General features: G+C 63.8%; 19 protein-coding genes. 16 read left to right on the top strand and 3 right to left on the bottom strand.

The genetic code is table 11. The annotated features are described in order from the left end of the window. Window positions 1–72 precede the first annotated feature (72 nt). The 3 genes from J1777_RS01500 to J1777_RS01510 all read left to right on the top strand — a co-directional run bounded on the left by J1777_RS01500 (window position 73) and on the right by J1777_RS01510 (window position 2,901). Window positions 73–792, top strand: a complete 720-nt coding sequence (locus J1777_RS01500) for a response regulator (RefSeq protein ID WP_479723406.1) — start codon at window positions 73–75, stop codon at window positions 790–792. Window positions 793–802: 10 nt separating this feature from the next. Further along, window positions 803–2,044 (top strand): ATP-binding protein, encoded by a 1,242-nt coding sequence (locus J1777_RS01505; RefSeq protein WP_207574064.1) that lies wholly within the window; start codon window positions 803–805, stop codon window positions 2,042–2,044. Between the two features lie 275 nt (window positions 2,045–2,319). After that, window positions 2,320–2,901: a hemerythrin domain-containing protein gene (locus J1777_RS01510; protein ID WP_207574065.1), complete on the top strand. Its 582-nt coding sequence runs from the start codon at window positions 2,320–2,322 to the stop codon at window positions 2,899–2,901. A gap of 98 nt (window positions 2,902–2,999) precedes the next feature. On the opposite strand, the gene J1777_RS01515 is transcribed toward J1777_RS01510, so the two are convergent. The 3 genes from J1777_RS01515 to paaN form a co-directional block, all read right to left on the bottom strand. After that, window positions 3,000–3,197, bottom strand: a complete 198-nt coding sequence (locus J1777_RS01515) for a hypothetical protein (RefSeq protein WP_207574066.1) — start codon at window positions 3,195–3,197, stop codon at window positions 3,000–3,002. A gap of 112 nt (window positions 3,198–3,309) precedes the next feature. Then, window positions 3,310–4,134 carry an enoyl-CoA hydratase-related protein gene (locus J1777_RS01520; protein ID WP_207574067.1) on the bottom strand — a complete coding sequence of 275 codons (825 nt, stop codon included), beginning with the start codon at window positions 4,132–4,134 and terminating at the stop codon, window positions 3,310–3,312. Between the two features lie 18 nt (window positions 4,135–4,152). Beyond that, window positions 4,153–5,808, bottom strand: a complete 1,656-nt coding sequence (gene paaN / locus J1777_RS01525; RefSeq protein ID WP_207574068.1) for a phenylacetic acid degradation protein PaaN — start codon at window positions 5,806–5,808, stop codon at window positions 4,153–4,155. 162 nt (window positions 5,809–5,970) lie between these two features. On the opposite strand from paaN, the gene J1777_RS01530 reads away from it, so the two are divergent. The 13 genes from J1777_RS01530 to J1777_RS01590 all read left to right on the top strand — a co-directional run bounded on the left by J1777_RS01530 (window position 5,971) and on the right by J1777_RS01590 (window position 18,113). Continuing rightward, window positions 5,971–6,774, top strand: a complete 804-nt coding sequence (locus J1777_RS01530) for an enoyl-CoA hydratase-related protein (protein ID WP_207574069.1) — start codon at window positions 5,971–5,973, stop codon at window positions 6,772–6,774. Window positions 6,775–6,820: 46 nt separating this feature from the next. Then, window positions 6,821–7,273: a hydroxyphenylacetyl-CoA thioesterase PaaI gene (gene paaI / locus J1777_RS01535; protein ID WP_207574070.1), complete on the top strand. Its 453-nt coding sequence runs from the start codon at window positions 6,821–6,823 to the stop codon at window positions 7,271–7,273. Between the two features lie 48 nt (window positions 7,274–7,321). Then, the gene (paaK, locus tag J1777_RS01540) at window positions 7,322–8,635 is read left to right on the top strand and encodes a phenylacetate--CoA ligase PaaK (RefSeq protein WP_207574071.1); all 1,314 of its coding nucleotides are present in this window, start codon (window positions 7,322–7,324) and stop codon (window positions 8,633–8,635) included. 183 nt (window positions 8,636–8,818) lie between these two features. After that, on the top strand, window positions 8,819–9,841 hold the full coding sequence (locus J1777_RS01545; protein WP_207574072.1) for a hypothetical protein: 1,023 nt from the start codon (window positions 8,819–8,821) through the stop codon (window positions 9,839–9,841). A 35-nt stretch (window positions 9,842–9,876) separates the two neighbouring features. Further along, window positions 9,877–10,911 carry a 2Fe-2S iron-sulfur cluster-binding protein gene (locus J1777_RS01550; RefSeq protein ID WP_207574073.1) on the top strand — a complete coding sequence of 345 codons (1,035 nt, stop codon included), beginning with the start codon at window positions 9,877–9,879 and terminating at the stop codon, window positions 10,909–10,911. 75 nt (window positions 10,912–10,986) lie between these two features. Beyond that, window positions 10,987–11,997, top strand: a complete 1,011-nt coding sequence (gene paaA, locus J1777_RS01555) for a 1,2-phenylacetyl-CoA epoxidase subunit PaaA (RefSeq protein WP_207574074.1) — start codon at window positions 10,987–10,989, stop codon at window positions 11,995–11,997. Between the two features lie 87 nt (window positions 11,998–12,084). Beyond that, window positions 12,085–12,402 carry a 1,2-phenylacetyl-CoA epoxidase subunit PaaB gene (paaB, locus tag J1777_RS01560; RefSeq protein WP_207574075.1) on the top strand — a complete coding sequence of 106 codons (318 nt, stop codon included), beginning with the start codon at window positions 12,085–12,087 and terminating at the stop codon, window positions 12,400–12,402. A 17-nt stretch (window positions 12,403–12,419) separates the two neighbouring features. Beyond that, entirely contained in the window at window positions 12,420–13,193 is a 774-nt protein-coding gene (gene paaC / locus J1777_RS01565) for a 1,2-phenylacetyl-CoA epoxidase subunit PaaC (RefSeq protein WP_207574076.1), read from the top strand. Window positions 13,194–13,213: 20 nt separating this feature from the next. Then, complete coding sequence (paaD, locus tag J1777_RS01570) at window positions 13,214–13,759, top strand: 1,2-phenylacetyl-CoA epoxidase subunit PaaD (RefSeq protein ID WP_423220529.1); 546 nt, start codon at window positions 13,214–13,216, stop codon at window positions 13,757–13,759. 13 nt (window positions 13,760–13,772) lie between these two features. Continuing rightward, the gene (gene paaE / locus J1777_RS01575) at window positions 13,773–14,858 is read left to right on the top strand and encodes a 1,2-phenylacetyl-CoA epoxidase subunit PaaE (protein WP_207574077.1); all 1,086 of its coding nucleotides are present in this window, start codon (window positions 13,773–13,775) and stop codon (window positions 14,856–14,858) included. 153 nt (window positions 14,859–15,011) lie between these two features. Then, on the top strand, window positions 15,012–15,668 hold the full coding sequence (locus J1777_RS01580) for a TetR/AcrR family transcriptional regulator (protein WP_207574078.1): 657 nt from the start codon (window positions 15,012–15,014) through the stop codon (window positions 15,666–15,668). 5 nt (window positions 15,669–15,673) lie between these two features. Next, window positions 15,674–16,876, top strand: coding sequence for a 3-oxoadipyl-CoA thiolase (pcaF, locus tag J1777_RS01585; protein WP_207574115.1), 1,203 nt, complete (start codon window positions 15,674–15,676; stop codon window positions 16,874–16,876). Between the two features lie 82 nt (window positions 16,877–16,958). Further along, window positions 16,959–18,113, top strand: coding sequence for an ABC transporter substrate-binding protein (locus J1777_RS01590; protein ID WP_207574079.1), 1,155 nt, complete (start codon window positions 16,959–16,961; stop codon window positions 18,111–18,113). Window positions 18,114–18,214: the final 101 nt, after the last annotated feature.

Genomic DNA, 18,214 nt, shown 5'->3' on the forward strand with positions numbered 1-18,214 from the left:
CACTTTATTGGTAGCAGCCCCGCCGCTTTACACAACAGACAACTGCGCCCTCTACACTGCCTGCGCATGAGCATGCAGCAACACCTATTGATGATTGAAGACGACCAGCGCCTGGCGGACATGGTCGTCACCTACCTGGGGAACAACGGCCTATCGGTGGCGCACTGCCCGGATGCCACCAGCGGCCTGCAGCAACTGCAACGCCAGCCCCTGCCCGATTTGCTGATTCTGGATCTGATGCTGCCCGACCTGGATGGGCTGGAAGTGTGCCGCCGCCTGCGGGCCTTGCCCGGTGCCGCCGCCGAGGTGCCGGTGCTGATGCTGACCGCCAAAGGCGACCCGATGGACCGCGTGGTCGGCCTGGAAATGGGTGCCGACGATTACCTGCCTAAACCCTTTGAACCGCGCGAGCTGCTGGCCCGCATCCGCGCCATTTTGCGGCGCAACCAACGCGGGGCCGCTGCCGTGGCCGAACCGGCGCACCCGGTGCTGCGCTTTGGCGGCCTGGAAATCGACCGCGATGCCCGCCTGGTCACGGTGAACGGGCAAGCGGCGGAGATGACCAGCTACCAGTTCGACCTGCTGGTGGCCCTGGCCGAACGCGCCGGGCGGGTGCTGACCCGCGACCAGATCATGGAGGTGGTGCGCGGGCGCGAGCTCGAAGCCTTTGACCGCAGCATCGACGTCCACATGGGCCGCATCCGCGCGGCGATTGAGCTGGATCCGAAAAACCCCAAACGCATTCTCACCGTGCGCGGCGTGGGCTACGTCTTTGCCAAGCAGCAGGACTGAAGGCGCCAGCATGTTCCAAGCCTTTGCCCAGCGCCTGTACCTGCGCATTTGGCTGGCCGTGGTCGGCGGCGTGGCCGTGCTGACCTTGCTGGTGGGCTTGGCCTGGAAGATGGCGCAAGAGCACGAAGTGCGCAACAGCGTGCAGGGCACCTTGGCCCGCGAGCTGACCGTCACCGATGCCAACGGGGCCGTGGTGCTGCAAGGCAGCTTTGAGCGCCAGCGCCGCCGCAGTGGTGGCAATGGCAGCAATGGCAGCGCTACCGACAGCCTGCGCTTTGCCATCCAGGGCGACGATGGCCAGGCCTACCTGCTGGAGATGACCCCCCACCGGGGCCGCCCGCCGCCGCCGCCCAGCCCCCTGGATATCAGCTACTGGCTGCGCCCGCCGCTGGGCTTTGTGTGGCTGCTGGGGCTGGTGGGGCTGGCGGTGGCGCTGGCCGTGTTCCCCATCATCCGGCGGCTGCTCAAGCGCCTGGAAAACCTGCAACGCAGCGTGCAGCAGTTTGGCGAGGGCAATCTGGCCGTGCGCGTGCCCACCCAGGGCCAGGACGAAGTGGCCGATCTGGCCCGCCAGTTCAATGCTGCGGCCGAGCGCATCCAGACCCTGGTGCAATCGCACCAAAGCCTGCTGGCCAATGCCTCGCACGAGCTGCGCTCGCCGCTGGCGCGCATCCGCATGGGGCTGGAGCTGATGGGCGATGCCCCTGAGCAGCGCAGCGCCCAGCAAGAAATCCGCCGCAACATTGCCGAGCTGGACCAACTGGTGGATGAAATTTTGCTGGCCAGCCGCCTAGAACAGCCGGACGTGGACGTGGGCAGCAGCGAGGCCGTCGATCTGATCGGCCTGGCCGCCGAAGAATGCGCCCGCGTCGATGCCGATTTGCAGCTGCACACCACCGCGCTTGAAGTGCCCGGCATCGCCCGACTGCTGCGCCGCGCGGTGCGCAATTTGCTGGAAAACGCCAAGCGCTACAGCCAGGGCAGCATCAGCCTGGAATTGCTGCGCGAAGGCGAGCAGGCCATCGTGCGCGTGCAAGACCACGGCCCCGGCGTGCCGCCCGAGCAGCGCGAACGCATTTTTGAAAAGTTCTACCGCCTGCCCGGGGCCAGCGAGCGCAGCGGCGGCGTGGGCCTGGGGCTGGCCCTGGTGCGCAGCATCGCCCAGCGCCACGGCGGCAGCGTGCGCTGCCTGGGGCGCAGCGATGGAGCCCCCGGGGCGTGTTTTGAATTGCGGCTGCCGCTGGGAGTGTGAGTGGCTTGTGCGTGCGCTACCTTCGATAGGGACGGCGGTAGGGCTGTAGGCATGTTGCTGGCTGTATGTGGTTTTTAACTGCGGTTGGCAGGGACTCGTCGCGACTTCAAACGCTATGCACTCGTGTGGCCCGGGTATGCTCCAGGCCCCGTCAGAATCATTCATTGACCGAACGGTCGGAAATTTGTTACCGTAGCAGGCTATTACCTACCAATCGCATCGATTGCTGCCTGCGGCAGCCCGGTGCCCATCACCATTCGGGAGATTTCTGCACCATGTCCTCCATCACCCTCAAGGTCATCCGCGAAGAACACGGCACCTTGGCCGCCATCCTGCGCTCCCTGCGCATGCTGGCCGAACGCGGCCCCGGCAAGGAAGCGGGCACGTTCTTCGACGCCATGCGTGCCATGCTGTTCTACATCGACGAATTTCCCGAGCGCCAGCACCACCCGAAGGAGACGGAGCTGCTCTTCCCGCCCATCGCCCAGCGGGCGCCGGAGGTGGCCGAGGCCATCGCCCGCTTGGACCGCGAGCACGCCGGGGGTGAGGCCGCCGTGCGCGAGCTGGGCCACCTGCTGCTGGCCTGGGAGTTGATGGGCGAGAGCCGCCGCGCCACCTTCGTTGAAGCACTGGACCGCTACATCACCTTCTACCTGGAGCACATGCGTCTGGAGGAGACCGTGGTGCTGCCCGCCGCACTCCAGCACTTAACCGACGAAGACTGGGCGGCGATGGATGCCGCCTTTGCCAGCAACACCGACGTGCTGGCCCAGGGCGCAACGCCCGACCCGGCCTACGAGCGCTTGTTCAGCCGCATTGTCCATAGTGCTCCACCGCCTCTGGGCATGGGGCGCTGAATTCCTGTAAACATAGTGCTCTTGGCAAATAGATAAAAGGATTTTGATATAAAAAATATCAATTATTTTTTATTCATAAGTGACTGCAGCTATCCTTTTTAATACTCCAGCCGGGGGGAGTCGGTATAGCCCAGGCCCTGCTGGCTGATGGGGGTACCTTCAGAGATGCTCAGCCTGGCGCTGGCGCTCTGGCCGCAGTAGGTGGTGGTCCGGGCGTTGGGCACGATGCTGCTGGCGCGGTTGCGCAGGAGTAAAGTGCCCAGCTGCGCGGAATCGAACAAAAAATGCGTCGCCATCGAGAAGAGCGCTTTTTGCTGTGCGTAGCATCAAAAAAACCGCTACCCAGCGAGTGTGGCTGGATAGCGGTTTTGGGGTGTTGGCAAGGTTTTTGAGCTTGCGCTAGTAGGTCTAGCCTTGAGTGGGCGGCACCCAGGGTGCAGGCTGCTTGGCCACAAAAGCCGCAAAGCCTTCGCGCGCTTCGCTGCCCGAGCGCACGCGGCTGATGGTGTGTGCCGTCAGTTCGCGCACCGACTCGGTGATGGGGCCCACTTCCAACTGATCCATCAGGCGCTTGATTTCTGTCAGTGCCTTGGGGCCGTTGTTGAGCAGCTGGCCAATGGTGGTTTCCACGGCTGCGTCCAGCGCCTCGGGCGTGGTGACCTGGTGTACCAGGCCCATGGCCAGCGCTTCGGCCGCATTCACCGGGGCAGCCGTGAGGGCCAAGCGGCGGGCCTGACGCAGGCCCACGGTGTTCACCACATAGGGGCCGATAACGGCGGGCAAGATGCCAAAGCGTGCTTCGCTGACGCTGAACAGCGCCTTGTCGCTGGCAATCGCAATGTCTGCCGCGCAAGCCAGCCCGACACCACCGCCGTACGCCGCGCCCTGAATGCGTGCCACCACGGGGTGGGGGCAGCTGGCCATGGCGTGCATCATGCCCGCGAACTGGCGTGCGTCTTCCAGGTTGGCTGCTTGGTCGCGCGCGGCGGCGCGGCGCATCCAGCCAATGTCGGCCCCGGCGCAAAACAGGCTGCCCACGGCGTCGAGCACGATCACGCGCACGCTGTCGTCTTGCGCCAGCGCCTCAAAGGTGCGGCGGATGAGGGCAATCAGCGGTTCGTCAAAGGCGTTGCGCACGTCGGGGCGGTTGAGCGTCAGGCGCACCACGCCACGCGCATCGCGCGTTTGCAGCAGGGCTTCGGGGTTGTCGATGGGATCGGGCAAGCTCGTCATCGTGTGCTCTCCTGCGCTTTAGGCGTGCTCGCGGCGCTGCACGACCACGAAGCGGTCGGCCACAAAAGCCAGCGTGGTGTAGCTGGCGTTGGCTGCCGGGTTGCCGCCGCTGGCGTGGTAGTCAGAGAACGCGGCCGACTGGTTCACATACACACCTTGCGTGAGGTTGATGGACAGGGCCACACGGGCGCGGTGCGACAGTTGCACGGTGCGGTCGATGTAGGCGCGGTCGGTGGAGTACACGCCCAGCGTCAGTGCGCCGTGCTCGCACAGCGTGGACTGGGCAGTGGCCAGGGCGCTGTCGCTGGATTCGGTGGCGATCAGGAAAGAGATCGGGCCAAAGCATTCGTTGGCGAAGGTGGCGCGGTCCGCTTCCGTCAGGGCGACGATGACCGGGCTGTGGATGCGTGCGTTGGGGTACTGCGGATGGGGCAGGGCTTGTGAAGCCAGCACCACGCGGCCCTTGCCTGCAGCTTCTTCGATGCGGCCCACGGTTTCAGGGGCGCACACCGCACCCAGCACGGCGGTGGCCACGCGGGGGTTGTCCACCAGCGCGCGCACGGCGGCGGCGAGGTCGTCGCACACCTGGTCAAAGCTCTTGGCGCCTTGGTCGGTTTGGATGCCGTTTTTGGGGATGTAGATGTTTTGCGTCGTCGTACACATCTGGCCGCTGTACAGCGACAGCGTGAAGGCCAAGTTGTTCAGCATGGCGCTGTACTGGTCGGTCGATTCGATGATGACGCTGTTCACACCAGCCATCTCGGCGTACAGGCGCGCTTGGCGGGCGTTGTCTTGCAGCCAGCGGCCAAATTGGTTGCTGCCAGTGAAGTCGATGCTGGCCACAGCGGGGCTCTTGGCCAGGGCTTGGGTGTGGGCGGGGTCGTTGGACAGCGCCAGGGTCACCAGGTTGGGGTCCAAGCCTTGCTCGCTCAGCACCTCGCGCACGATGCTGACGGTGATGGCCGCAGGCAGCACGGCGTTGGGGTGGGGCTTGACGATGACCGGGTTGCCCGTGGCCAGGGCAGCGAACAGGCCGGGGTAGGTGTTCCAGGTGGGGAAGGTGGCGCAGCCAATGACCAGACCAATGCCACGGCCCACGATGTTGAAGTGCTTCTTCATCACCAGTGGTGGGTTTTTGCCTTGGGGCTTTTCCCAGGTGGCTTCGGCGGGCACATCGGCCTGGGCTTTGTAGGCGTAGGCAATGGCTTCCAGGGCGCGGTCTTGGGCGTGTGGGCCACCGGCTTGGAAAGCCATCATCGGGCCTTGGCCGGTGGTGAGCATCACGGCGTGGGCGATTTCATGCGTGCGCTTGTGGATGCGTGTCAGCGCTTCCAGCAGCACGCCGGTGCGGCCTTGCGCGCCCAGGGCTGTCCAGGCGGGTTCAGCGGCTTGGGCGGCGGCAATCAGGGCGTCCACGCTGCATTCGGGGTAGCGCACGCCCATCTCTACGCCGTAGGGGGAGCGTTCGGTAGCAATGCGGCCCGTCTCGCCGGGCTGTTGGAGTGGGTAGTCCTGGCCTAGCAAGGCTTCCACAGCGGCTTGCCCATCGGCCTGCGCAGTCTCGCCATAAATTTTGGGCGAGGCGTTTTCTGGGAACGGCGACCAGTAAGCGCGCGAGGCGCAGGCGGCCAGGGCGCCGTCGAGCAGGGCACGGTGGGTATCGAACAGGGTCATGAAAAGTCTCCTAGGGTTTTTCTGGGGGTCGGTTTGACTTGCATCAGAATGCGTTCACAGCATATTATCTACCGACCGATCGGTCAAACATGTTTTTGACTTATCGCAAAACAGCATTGACAACGTGATTACCCCTTTTCACCCTTGAACAGCTTGTCCTCTATGTCCGAACCTCTTGTCTTGGCGTCCCGATCGGGCGCTGTGCAGACCCTGACCCTGAACCGCCCGGCGGCCCTGAACAGTTTCACGACCGAGCTGCATGCCCAATTGTTGGCCGCTCTGGAGGTTGCGGCGGCTGATACCAACGTGCGTTGCGTCGTGCTGACCGGTGCCGGGCGCGGCTTTTGCGCTGGGCAGGATTTGGCTGACCCCGCCGTTGCGCCCGATACGGCCCCGGGCGCTGCCGCCAAGGATCTGGGCGACGTGATCGAGCGCTGGTATGCGCCACTGTGCCTGCGCCTGCGTTCCATGCCGGTGCCGGTGGTGGCGGCTGTCAATGGCGTGGCGGCCGGGGCCGGGGCCAGCATTGCCCTGGGCTGCGATCTGGTGTTGGCGGGACGCTCGGCCAGTTTCATCCAGGCGTTCACCAAAATCGGCCTACTGCCCGACAGCGGTGGCACCTGGCTGCTGCCGCGCCTGGTGGGCCGCGCCAACGCTCTGGGGCTGGCGCTACTGGGCGACAAGCTGAGTGCCGAAGACGCCCAGCGTATTGGCCTGATTTGGCGCTGTGTCGAAGACGACGCGCTGGCCGAAGAGGCGCAAACCCTGGCCCAACGCCTGGCCGCCATGCCTACCCAGGCTTTGGTGACGACCCGCGCGGCTCTGGATGCGGCGCTGACGCTGGACTGGCCCACCGCCCTGGCCCAGGAGGCTGTGCACCAGCGCCGCTTGGGTCAGGCCAGCGATTACCGCGAAGGCGTGCTGGCGTTCACCGAGAAACGTCCGCCGCAATTCACGGACCGCTGACACCCAACGGTTCGTTCCCCCTGTTTTTTCCCCTTCGCTTTTTTCCATGCAAGCAAGTCTGACCCCCCAACAACTGGCCGAACACGTCCGCACTGCGATGTACGCCAACGACGGTGCCTCGCAGGCCCTAGGCATGCAGGTGGTGGCCATCAGCCCCACCAGTGCCACGGTGACGATGGCGGTTCGCGCCGACATGCTTAACGGCCATGCCACCTGCCACGGCGGCTTCATCACCACCCTGGCCGATTCCGCTTTCGCCTTTGCCTGCAACGCGGGTAACGAGATGACGGTGGCCTCGGGCCTGTCCATCGATTTCGTTGCCCCCGCTCGCCTGGGCGATGTGCTCATTGCCACAGGCGTAGAGGTTTCCCGCGCCGGGCGTACCGGGGTGTATGACGTCACCGTGCGCAACCAGCGCGACGAGCTGGTTGCCGCCTTTCGAGGGCGTTCCTACACCATGAAGGGCCGCCTCACCGTGTCTTTGCCCCAGCCCGACTGAACGGCGCAAGCAGAACCACCATCAACAAAAAAATCCGGAGACAAACCCATGACCGTCACACGCCCCGCCCCGGGAGAACTGGAGCCGATCGAAACCGCTAGCCGCGACGAGATCCAGGCGCTGCAACTGCAGCGCCTGCGCTGGTCGCTGCAACATGCCTACGACAATGTGCCGCATTACCGCAAGGCATTCGACGAAAAATGCGTCCGCCCCTGCGACCTAAAAACCCTGGCCGACCTGTCCAAGTTCCCTTTCACCTACAAGAAAGACCTGCGCGATAACTACCCCTTCGGCATGTTCGCCGTGCCGCGCAACCAGTTGCTGCGCGTCCATGCCTCCTCGGGCACCACGGGCAAGCCGACGGTGGTGGGCTACACCGCCAGGGACATCGACACCTGGGCCAACCTGGTGGCGCGGTCCATCCGCGCTGCGGGTGGCCGCCCCGGTGACATGGTGCACATCGCCTACGGGTATGGCTTGTTCACCGGCGGCTTGGGAGCGCATTACGGAGCCGAACGGGCCGGTTGCACGGTGGTGCCGATGTCCGGCGGGCAGACGGAAAAGCAGGTGCAGCTCATCCAGGACTTCAAGCCGGACATCATCATGGTCACCCCCTCGTACATGCAGGTGATCGTGGAGGAGTTTCAGCGCCAGGGGCTGGATGCGCGGGACAGCTCTCTGAAAGTCGGCATTTTCGGGGCTGAGCCCTGGACGGAGGCGATGCGCCAGGAGATCGAGGCCAAGGCTGGCATTGCTGCCGTCGATATTTACGGCCTGTCTGAAATTATGGGGCCGGGCGTGGCCAGCGAGTGCGTGGAAAGCCAGGACGGCCCCGTGATCTGGGAGGACCATTTCTACCCCGAAATCATTGATCCGCAGACCGGCGAAGTGCTCCCCGACGGACAGGAAGGCGAGCTGGTGTTCACCTCCTTGTCCAAGGAGGCGCTGCCCATGATCCGCTACCGCACGCGGGATCTGACGCGGCTGTTGGCCCCCACTTCGCGCAGTTTCCGGCGTATGGGCAAGATCGTGGGCCGCTCGGATGACATGCTCATCATCCGTGGCGTCAACATGTTTCCCACGCAGATCGAGGAAATCGTACTGCAGCACCATTCGCTCTCCGGCCAGTACCAGATCCACGTCACCCGTGAAGGCACTCTGGACAAGGTGGCCGTGCGCTGCGAGCTGCATCCCGGCATTCCGTCGGGCACTGAGGAGGTGCGAAAAATCGGCCAATGGCTCCAGCACCGCATCAAGACGCTGGTGGGCATCACCACCCAGGTGGACGTGCTGGATTACGGCGCGATTGAGCGCACCTTGGTGGGCAAGGCCCGCCGGGTGATTGACCAACGGCCACGCTGATCGCAGGGCGGCCCCGAGGTAACTGGTTTCAAGAACACCGCCCCCTGCCATGTCGCAGGGGCGGCTGGAAGTCGGCCCGTTCATGAATGGGCCGGTTCTGGGGGCGGTGATGCCCGAATCACCCCTCCTTTTTATTACCGACCGGTCGGTTATTTAAATACCTTCACAAGGAGACATCTCGCCATGCGTAAAGAAAAACTTGCCCACACGATGGAGTTCCCGCCTGCCATCGAGCAGCCCAACGTCTACCCGCTGTCCTGGCACCAGCACACGAAAAAGCTGGAGGAAATCTGGGATGCCTCGCGCCGCGAGGTTTGGGACCCCAAGAAACTGCCTTGGGATACGTTCGATGTGAATAAATACACTTGGGAGCAGCGCGAGGCCATCGCCTACTGGTGGACGCTGCTGTCGGTGTTCGACGCTTCCGCACCACCGGTGTTCGCTGCGGCACTGATCAAGACTTACGAGGCCCATGAGGAAGATGCTGTGCGCCGCTGCTTCTTCAGCGTCACGCAGGACGAGCAGAACCACGAGCAGATGTGCGGCATGGCCATCACCAAGTTCTTGGAGCATCCTGATCCGATCACCTACACGCCCAAGACCGAACTGGGCAAGCGCCTGCAAAAGAACGCCAAGTGGCTCTACCACAACGGTGCCCGTTACTGGGCGGGCTACAAGACGGCCGTGCCCAAATACAGCCTGGCCGTGTTGTTCAGCTCCTTCCTGATGGGCGAGATCGCGGCCGCCACCATCTTCCACCAGATGGCTGCTGGCTGCACCGAGCCGGTGTTCAAGGAAGCCTTCCGCAATATCGGCAAGGATGAGGGCCGCCACATGGGTATCTGCCTGGCGCTGATGGAGCGTGACTATCCCAAGATCGCCGTGGAAGACCGTGCCCTGATCACCAAGCAGATCCGTGCCGGCTACCTGTTCCTGTCCGCCGTGCTGTTCGAACCGCCCATGGAGTTCTGGGATCTGCCAGCAGACTTCATCCAGAACCAGCGCGATGGCGAGACCGTGGCACGCAGCGCTGGTTTTGCCATTCCCGAGTACGAGGCCAAGAAGAACAACTGGCGCACTGCCATCCTGAACCTCAAGGGCGCGCTGGACAAGTATGACATCCCCTTCCCTGCGATCCCCGAGGTGGGCATCACCGGCGAGGAAGTCTCGGACGTGGACCTGGACGACATCATCCCCGTGTTCTAACCGTTCCGCTTTTTCAGAACTTCGCAAATACCACTATGACCCCCCACATCAAGCTGTATCCCTCCGGGCAAACCGTCGCATGCGACAACGGCCAGACCGTGCTCGAAGCCCTCGAACGTGCAGGCTACGCCCTGCCCAACAACTGCCGCGCTGGCGCTTGCGGTGAATGCAAGGTGAAAGTGCGCGCTGGTCAGTTCGACCAGGGCTTTGTGCTCGATATGGCACTGTCGCAAGACGAGCGTGCCCAAGGCTTCGGCTTGATGTGCATGGCCAAACCGCTGTCCGACGAACTCGAAATTGAGTGGGGCACCGAAGACGCCAAACCCCAATTGTTTCCGGCGCGTGAATCGCAGTACGCCATCTTGGTCGATCGCATTGCCCGCACGCCCCGCATTACCGAATTTGTGCTGCGCCCCCTGGGTGAGCCTATGCGTTTTTGGCCCGGCCAGTACGTGCAACTGGGCGATCCGAGCAATGGCGTTCCCGTGCGCAGCTACTCGCTGGCGACGGCACCCCGTGCAGATGGCGAAATCCGCCTGCAGGTCACCCGTGTGGATGCCGATGCCCCCGAAACTGCTGCCGGGCGCACCAGCCGCTGGTTGCACGACGAAGTGCAGCTGGGGGCGCAATTGCGTTTCTCTGGCCCGCACGGCACTTTCATTGGCGACCCCTCGGTCGATACCCCGGTGCTGTGCCTGGCTGCTGGCTCGGGCCTGGCCCCCATCTTGTCGCTCACCGAAGCGGCGCTGCGCCGTGGCTACAAGCAGCCCGTGACGCTGATGTTCTCCGCGCGCGAAGCCGCCGACCTGTACGACGTGGGCCTGATGCGCTACTGGCAAGTGCGCTACCCCAATTTCCGCTACCTGCCCACGCTCACGCGCGATGCGCAAGAGGGCGCGCTGCAAGGGCGCATTCCGGCCATCTTGGGCCAGCATTTCCCCGATTTGAGTGGCCACAGCGTGTTCGTCGCGGGCACCACCGGCTTTGTCGATGACTGTGTGGCCGCCGCCAAGGCCCTGGGCGCCAAGCCCGAGCTGATCCACACCGAAGGATTTTTCGCCCAGGCGTGAGCGTGCTGCTGACTGCTGCACCTGGGCCTGTTGTGTTTGTTTTGTTGATTGTTTGATCGTTGTAAGAGGAAGACCATGTACACCCAAGCCATGGACACCATGGGCAAAGAAAGCCCCCAAGCTCCCGTGTTGCGCAGCGCTGAAGAGCTGCAATTGCAAGAGCGTTTCGACGCGCGCATTGACGCGGGCGACTTCATTGAAGCCAAAGACTGGATGCCCGAGCACTACCGCAAAACCCTGGTGCGCCAGATCAGCCAGCACGCGCACTCGGAAATCGTCGGCATGTTGCCCGAGGGCAACTGGGTGACGCGTGCGCCCACGCTCAAGCGCAAGGCCATCTTGCTGGCCAAAATCCAGGACGAAGGCGGCCATGGCCTGTACCTGTATTCGGCTGCCGAGACCCTGGGCACCAGCCGCGACGAAATGCTCGACGCGCTGCACACGGGCCGCGCCAAGTACAGCTCCATCTTCAACTACCCCACGCTCACCTGGGCCGATGTGGGCGTGATTGGCTGGCTGGTCGATGGTGCCGCCATCATGAACCAGGTGCCGATTTGCCGCTGCTCCTACGCACCCTACGCGCGTGCCATGGTGCGCATCTGCCGTGAAGAAAGCTTCCACCAACGCCAGGGCTACGACGCACTGCTGGTGATGATGCAAAAAGGCACCGATGCCCAGCGTGCCATGGTGCAAGACGCCGTGAACCGCTGGTGGTGGCCGTCGCTAATGATGTTCGGCCCGCCAGACGACCAGTCGCCCAACAGCGCCCTGTCCATGCGCTGGGGCATCAAGCGCATCTCCAACGACGACCTGCGCCAGAAATTTGTCGATGCCACCGTGCCCCAAGCCAAGGTGCTGGGCGTGGAGCTGCCCGACCCTGATCTGAAGTGGAACGAAGCACGCCAGCACTTTGACTTTGGTGCCATTGATTGGTCGGAATTCTGGCAAGTCGTGGGCGGCGACGGCCCCTGCAACCGCGAGCGCTTGAGCGCCCGCGTCAAAGCCTGGGAAGACGGCGCTTGGGTGCGCGAAGCGGCGTTGGTCCATGCAGCAAAGATAGAAAAACAAGAGCTGTTAGCGGCCTAAAAATAAAGATTTTTTATATAAATAGCGTTGAAATTATTTGCAGATAAGCGCAAGCAGATATTAAATTTGAATAAACGAGATTGTTTTATGAGCACTTCTACCCCCACCACCAACCCTGCCACTGCTACCGAATGGCCTCTGTGGGAAGTCTTTGTCCGCAGCAAAGCGGGCCTGGACCACAAGCACTGCGGCAGCCTGCACGCCGCCGACGCCAAGATGGCCGTGCAAATGGCCCGTGACGTTTACACCCGCCGCCAAGAAGGCACCAGCGTCTGGGTGGTGCGCTCCGAGCAAATCGTGGCCAGCGACCCGGCAGACAAAGACATGTACTTCGACCCCGCTGAAGACAAGGTGTACCGCCACCCCACGTTCTACGTCCTGCCCCAGGCCGTGAACCACATGTAAGCCGGGAGCACTGATTTATGCAAAGTATTCGAATTGGTACCGATCCCGCGTTTCGCTACCTGCTGCGCCTGGGCGACACCTGCCTGATTCTGGGCCAGCGCATTGGCGAATGGTGCGGCCACGCCCCCATCCTCGAGGAAGATGTCGCCCTGTCCAACATGGCGCTGGACTTGATTGGCCAGGCCCGCGCCGTGCTCACCCACGCCGGCCGGGTCGATGGCCGTGGCCATGACGAAGACCAGCTGGCTTTCCTGCGCAACGAGGCCGATTACTGCAACCCGACCATTGCCGAGCTGCCCAGGGGTGACTTCGCCTTCACCACCTTGCGCAACGCACTGCTGGCCACGCTGCTCAAGCACCTGTGGCAATGCCTGCAGGATTCCAGCGATGCCGAATTGGCCGCCATTGCGGGCAAGGCCGTGAAAGAAGCGCGCTACCACCAACAGCACGCGGGTGACTGGGTTGTGCGCCTGGGTGACGGCACGCCCGAATCGCGCCGCCGGATGCAGCAGGCGCTAGACAGCCTGTGGCCCTACACCACGGAACTCTTTGTGCCGGATGCCGTGGACGAACACGCCCATGTCAGCCGCCTTGGCCCGCGCTGGGCCGATGTCGAGGCCGATTGGCTCGACGACGTGCGCCAGATGCTGGCCGCCGCCGACCTGGAGCTGCCCGCGCAAGCGGGCCGGTTCCGCAGTACTGGCAGGCTGGGCCGCCATAGCGAGCACATGGGCTACCTGCTGGCGGAAATGCAGTACCTGCAGCGCAGCTACCCCGGAGGTGTGTGGTGACCTTGCCCGAACTCACGCCCTTGCAAGCTCCTGCAGTGCCTGTCGTGGTGCTGGAGCCAGGGGGTGACCGCATCGCGCACGCCCGCCAAGTGCTGCACAGCGTGCCCGACCCCGAGGTGCCCGCCGTCTCGCTGTATGACCTGGGCATCGTGCGCGATGTGCGCTTGCTAGAGAACGGTGTGCTCGACGTGGTGCTCACGCCCACCTACAGCGGCTGCCCAGCCACCGAGGTGATCGAATCTGACGTACTGGCCGCCATCAGCGCCGCAGGCCTGGGCCCGGCCCAGGTCACCTTGCAGCGCGCACCCGCCTGGACGACCGACTGGATCAGCGCCGAAGGCCGCGAGAAATTGCGTGCCTACGGCATTGCGCCCCCCGGCCCGGTGGATGCCAGCCAGGGCGTGCCCGTGCGCTTTATGCCGCGCCGCGCTGCCCCGGCCGTGCCGTGCCCGCACTGCGCCAGTACGCACACCGAGCGCCTGTCCGCCTTTGGAGCCACCGCCTGCAAGGCGCTGCACCGTTGCCTGGACTGCCGCGAGCCGTTCGAGCATTTCAAGCCTATTTGATAAAGCCATTGTCATGAGCGTTTCCTTTCATCCCTTGCGCGTATGCGCTATCGAACCGGATACCGCCGAGGCGGTCATCGTCTCCTTTGAGGTGCCGCCCGAGCTGCGCCAGGTGTTTGGCTTCATCCAAGGCCAGTACCTCACGCTGCGCACCACCATTGACGGCCAAGACGTGCGCCGCTCCTACTCCATCTGCGCTGCCGTGGACGATGCCCACCTGCGCGTGGGCGTGCGCCGTGTGAACGGCGGGCTGTTTTCCAACTGGATTCACAGCCGCCTGAAAGTGGGCGACACCATTCAGGTGATGGCCCCCCAAGGCCGTTTTTACGTGCCCCTGGACCCCGCCTCGCAGCGCCACTACCTGGCGGTGGCCGGTGGCAGCGGCATTACGCCCATCCTCTCGATCATGAAAACGGCCCTGGCGCGCGAGCCCCTCAGCCGCTTTACGCTGCTGTACGCCAACCGTACGCTGCAGTCCACCATGTTCAAAGAGGAGCTGGAAGACCTGAAAAACCGCTACCTCACGCGCGTGGCCCTGCACCATGTGTTCTCTGGTGAAGACACTGAAGCGCCCATCAACATGGGCTTGATGAACCGCGAAAAAGTGGGTGACTTCCTGCGCAGCGTGGTGCAGCCAGAGCAAATCAGCGAAGTGTTCGTGTGCGGCCCGTTCCAGATGAACGACGAAGCCCAGGCTGCGTTGCTGGCTGCAGGCGTGCCTGAAGAGCGCATCCACATCGAGCGCTTTGGCGTGGCCTTGTCGGCGGCTGGGCAGGTGGGTGCGGCGGTGCACCAAGCGCAAGAGGGTGATGCTGAACGTGCGCAAATCACCATCGTGCGCGATGGCCTCAAGCGCGAATTCAGCTTTAGCAAAGAGATGCCCAGCATCTTGGACGCTGCCTCGGCTGCTGGCCTGGAAGTGCCGTTCTCGTGTACCTCCGGCGTGTGCGGCACCTGCCGCGCCAAGTGTGTGGAAGGCGAGGTGCGCATGGAGCGCAACTTTGCCCTGGACAAGAATGAGGTGGAGGCCGGTTTCGTGCTTACCTGCCAGTGCCGTCCCCTGACACCGCAGGTCGTGCTGTCCTTCGATGAACGCTAAGGCTGATCCATGTCTTGCTTTAATTTCTCAAGAATCGTAGCGGCAAGCGCTTTTCAGCTAATGGCTGGCCACTATATTCGTAGTGCATTTGGCACGCCCGGGCGCATTCCTGCGCCTAGGCACCCTTGAGAGAAACGAAGGAGGAATACCACCATGGCCCGAGGACGCTCATCCGGATACGAAGACCAGCGCGAGCTGATCTTGCTGCACGCTGCCGAACTGTTTGCCCAGCGCGGCTACTCGGCCACGTCTATGAATGGCGTGGCCGAAGCCTGCGGCCTGTCCAAGCCCGCCCTGTACCACTACTTTCGCGACAAGTACGACCTGTTGGTGAACATCGCGGAAAACCACATCGTGCGCCTGCAGGCCCTGGTCAGCGAAGTGGCCGAGCTGGAGCTGGAGCCCGAGGCGCGGTTGCGCGAGCTGATCCGCCGCTTCGTCATCGAATACGCCCAGGCCCAGCACGCCCACCGTGTGCTGATCGAGGACATCAAATTCCTTACCGAAGCCGACCAGACCCGCATCCTGGGTTTCGAACGGCAGGTCACCCGCGAGTTTTCCAGCACCGTGGAAGCGTTGTGGCCGTACCTGGGCCAAACGCACCTGTCCAAGCCCACCACCATGCTGCTATTCGGCATGATCAACTGGATGTTCACGTGGTTTCGCCCTGACGGCGCACTCAGCTACGAGGACATGGCACCCATCGTGACCGACCTTTTTTTCGGCGGTGCTGCGGCAGTGCGTCGGCCTGCAACGGTCACCGCCTCGCCCGCTTCATCCCCCCCTTCTCCTACGAAAGCAAATACATGACGCAAATGAACGCATGGATCGTCGATGGCGTGCGCACGCCCTTTGGCCGCTACGGCGGCGCCCTGGCGGATGTCCGCACGGACGACCTGGGTGCCATTCCCCTGCGCGCCCTGATGGAACGCAACCCTACCGTGGACTGGAGCGCGATCGACGACGTGCTCTACGGCTGCGCCAACCAGGCCGGGGAGGACAACCGCAACGTGGCCCGCATGGTGGCGCTGCTGGCGGGGCTGCCTGTTGACGTGCCCGGCGGCACTGTCAACCGCCTGTGCGGCTCGGGGCTGGACACCATCGGCATGGCGGCCCGTGCCATCCGCGCCGGGGAAGCCGATCTGATGATCGCCGGCGGCGTGGAAAGCATGACGCGGGCGCCCTTCGTCGTCGGCAAGGCCGACAGCGCCTTCTCGCGCAGCGCCCGCATCGAGGACACCACCATCGGCTGGCGCTTCGTCAATCCCCTGATGAAGGCGCAGTACGGCATCGACTCCATGCCCGAGACGGCAGAGAACGTGGCGCAGGACTTCGGCATCGCCCGCGCCGACCAGGACGCGCTGGCGCTGCGCTCGCAGCAGCGCTGCAAGGCCGCGCAGGACGCGGGATTTTTTGAGGGCGAGATCGTCCCCGTCACCATTCCCCGGCGCAAGGGCGACCCCGTCGTGGTGCGCGAGGATGAACACCCCCGCCCGGAAACCACCGCCGAACAGCTTGCCCGCCTCAAGGGTGTGGTGCGCCCGGATGGTTCGGTCACCGCCGGCAATGCCTCCGGCGTGAACGACGGCGCCTGCGCCCTGCTACTGGCCTCCGACGCGGCGCTCCAGCGCTACCAGCTCACCCCGCGTGGGCGCATCGTCGGCATGGCGACCGCAGGCGTGGCCCCCCGCATCATGGGCATTGGCCCAGCCCCGGCCACGCAGAAGCTGCTGGAGCGCATCGGCTGGTCGCTGGACAGCCTGGACACCATCGAACTGAACGAAGCCTTTGCCGCGCAAGGGCTGGCGGTGCTGCGCCAGCTGGGCCTGCCCGACGATGCGCCGCACGTCAATCCCAATGGTGGGGCGATCGCCCTGGGTCACCCCCTGGGTGCTTCGGGGGCCCGCCTGGCATTGACGGCCTTGCGCCAACTGGAGCGTACCGGGGGCCGCCGCGCCCTGGCGACGATGTGCATTGGCGTGGGCCAGGGTATTGCCCTGGCGCTGGAACGCGCCTGAGCCGTCAGCGGCGCACCTACTGCCGCTGGCGTTGTTTTTTGATTTTTCCACCACCACTACTACCACCACCAAGGAGACAACGATGACAAAACGACTGACCCTCTCTGCCCTGGCTGCGGCCAGCCTGCTAGCCGCCAGCGGCCTGGCCCTGGCCGACATCAACGTCGGCGTGACCGTTTCGGCCACCGGCCCTGCGGCCTCGCTCGGCATCCCCGAGAAAAACACCATTGCCCTGATGCCCAAGGAAATCGCGGGCGAGAAGATCAATTACATCGTGCTCGATGATGCCTCGGACACCACCAATGGTGTGTCCAATACGCGCAAGCTCATCAGCGAAAACAAGGTGGATATCGTGCTGGGTTCGAGCACCTCGCCGGTCTCCTTGGCCATGATCGACGTGGCCGCCGAAACCAAGACGCCCATGATCTCCATGGCTGCTTCGGCGCGCATCGTCGAGCCCATGGACGACAAGCGCAAGTGGGTGTTCAAGACCCCGCAAAACGACATCATGATGTCGCTGGCCATTGCCGAGCACATGGCCACTTCGGGGGCTAAGACGGTGGCCTTCATCGGCTTTTCTGATGCCTACGGCGAAGGTTGGTACGGCGAATTTGCCAAGGCTGCTGAGCTCAAGAAGCTGAAAATTGTGGCCAACGAGCGCTACAGCCGCACTGATACGTCGGTGACGGGCCAAGTGCTCAAGATCATGGCCGCCAAGCCCGATGCCATCCTGATCGCCGGCTCGGGCACGCCCGCTGCCCTGCCGCAAAAAGCGCTGAAAGAGCGTGGGTTTGCTGGCAAGTATTACCAAACCCATGGCGTGGCCAACGCCGACTTCCTGCGCGTGGGCGGTAAAGACGTGGAAGGCACGCTGCTGCCTGCAGGCCCTGTGCTGGTGGCCGAGCAGCTGCCTGACAGCCACCCGGTCAAAGCCTCTGCCGTGGCCTACGTCAAAGCCTATGAGGCGGCCCATGGCAAAGGCAGTGTCTCCACCTTTGGCGCGCACGGCTGGGACACCGGTGTGCTCATGGCCGCTGCTGTGCCTGAGGCCCTGAAAAAAGCCAAACCCGGCACGCCAGAGTTCCGCGCGGCCATGCGCGACGCGCTGGAAAATCTCAAGGAGGTGCCCGGTGCACACGGCATCTTCACCATGTCGCCCACCGACCACTTGGGCTTGGATCAGCGCGCCAGTGTGATGGTGAAAATTGAAAACGGCACCTGGAAATACCAGCCCTGATGGTGACTCTGCCGCCTGAGCACCCCCTTTTCGGGGTGGGGCGGTAGGGGCCATGCAGGCTGATCCATGAACCGCGTGTTCCCCGGGCCGACTCCGGCCCT

This window comes from Comamonas denitrificans, assembly GCF_017368815.1.
Taxonomy (GTDB): domain Bacteria; phylum Pseudomonadota; class Gammaproteobacteria; order Burkholderiales; family Burkholderiaceae_C; genus Comamonas; species Comamonas denitrificans.

Excerpts from the sequence above, each read along its gene's own strand:
- J1777_RS01530 (WP_207574069.1), top strand. The coding sequence starts at position 5,971 with ATGTCCGAACCTCTTGTCTTGGCGTCCCGATCGGGCGCTGTGCAGACC.
- J1777_RS01545 (WP_207574072.1), top strand. The coding sequence starts at position 8,819 with ATGCGTAAAGAAAAACTTGCCCACACGATGGAGTTCCCGCCTGCCATC.
- paaC (WP_207574076.1), top strand. The coding sequence starts at position 12,420 with ATGCAAAGTATTCGAATTGGTACCGATCCCGCGTTTCGCTACCTGCTG.
- paaE (WP_207574077.1), top strand. The coding sequence starts at position 13,773 with ATGAGCGTTTCCTTTCATCCCTTGCGCGTATGCGCTATCGAACCGGAT.
- J1777_RS01520 (WP_207574067.1), bottom strand. The coding sequence starts at position 4,134 with ATGACGAGCTTGCCCGATCCCATCGACAACCCCGAAGCCCTGCTGCAA.
- paaB (WP_207574075.1), top strand. The coding sequence starts at position 12,085 with ATGAGCACTTCTACCCCCACCACCAACCCTGCCACTGCTACCGAATGG.
- J1777_RS01550 (WP_207574073.1), top strand. The coding sequence starts at position 9,877 with ATGACCCCCCACATCAAGCTGTATCCCTCCGGGCAAACCGTCGCATGC.
- pcaF (WP_207574115.1), top strand. The coding sequence starts at position 15,674 with ATGAACGCATGGATCGTCGATGGCGTGCGCACGCCCTTTGGCCGCTAC.
- J1777_RS01590 (WP_207574079.1), top strand. The coding sequence starts at position 16,959 with ATGACAAAACGACTGACCCTCTCTGCCCTGGCTGCGGCCAGCCTGCTA.
- paaA (WP_207574074.1), top strand. The coding sequence starts at position 10,987 with ATGTACACCCAAGCCATGGACACCATGGGCAAAGAAAGCCCCCAAGCT.
- J1777_RS01500 (WP_479723406.1), top strand. The coding sequence starts at position 73 with ATGCAGCAACACCTATTGATGATTGAAGACGACCAGCGCCTGGCGGAC.
- paaN (WP_207574068.1), bottom strand. The coding sequence starts at position 5,808 with ATGACCCTGTTCGATACCCACCGTGCCCTGCTCGACGGCGCCCTGGCC.
- J1777_RS01510 (WP_207574065.1), top strand. The coding sequence starts at position 2,320 with ATGTCCTCCATCACCCTCAAGGTCATCCGCGAAGAACACGGCACCTTG.
- paaK (WP_207574071.1), top strand. The coding sequence starts at position 7,322 with ATGACCGTCACACGCCCCGCCCCGGGAGAACTGGAGCCGATCGAAACC.
- J1777_RS01515 (WP_207574066.1), bottom strand. The coding sequence starts at position 3,197 with ATGGCGACGCATTTTTTGTTCGATTCCGCGCAGCTGGGCACTTTACTC.
- J1777_RS01580 (WP_207574078.1), top strand. The coding sequence starts at position 15,012 with ATGGCCCGAGGACGCTCATCCGGATACGAAGACCAGCGCGAGCTGATC.
- J1777_RS01505 (WP_207574064.1), top strand. The coding sequence starts at position 803 with ATGTTCCAAGCCTTTGCCCAGCGCCTGTACCTGCGCATTTGGCTGGCC.
- paaI (WP_207574070.1), top strand. The coding sequence starts at position 6,821 with ATGCAAGCAAGTCTGACCCCCCAACAACTGGCCGAACACGTCCGCACT.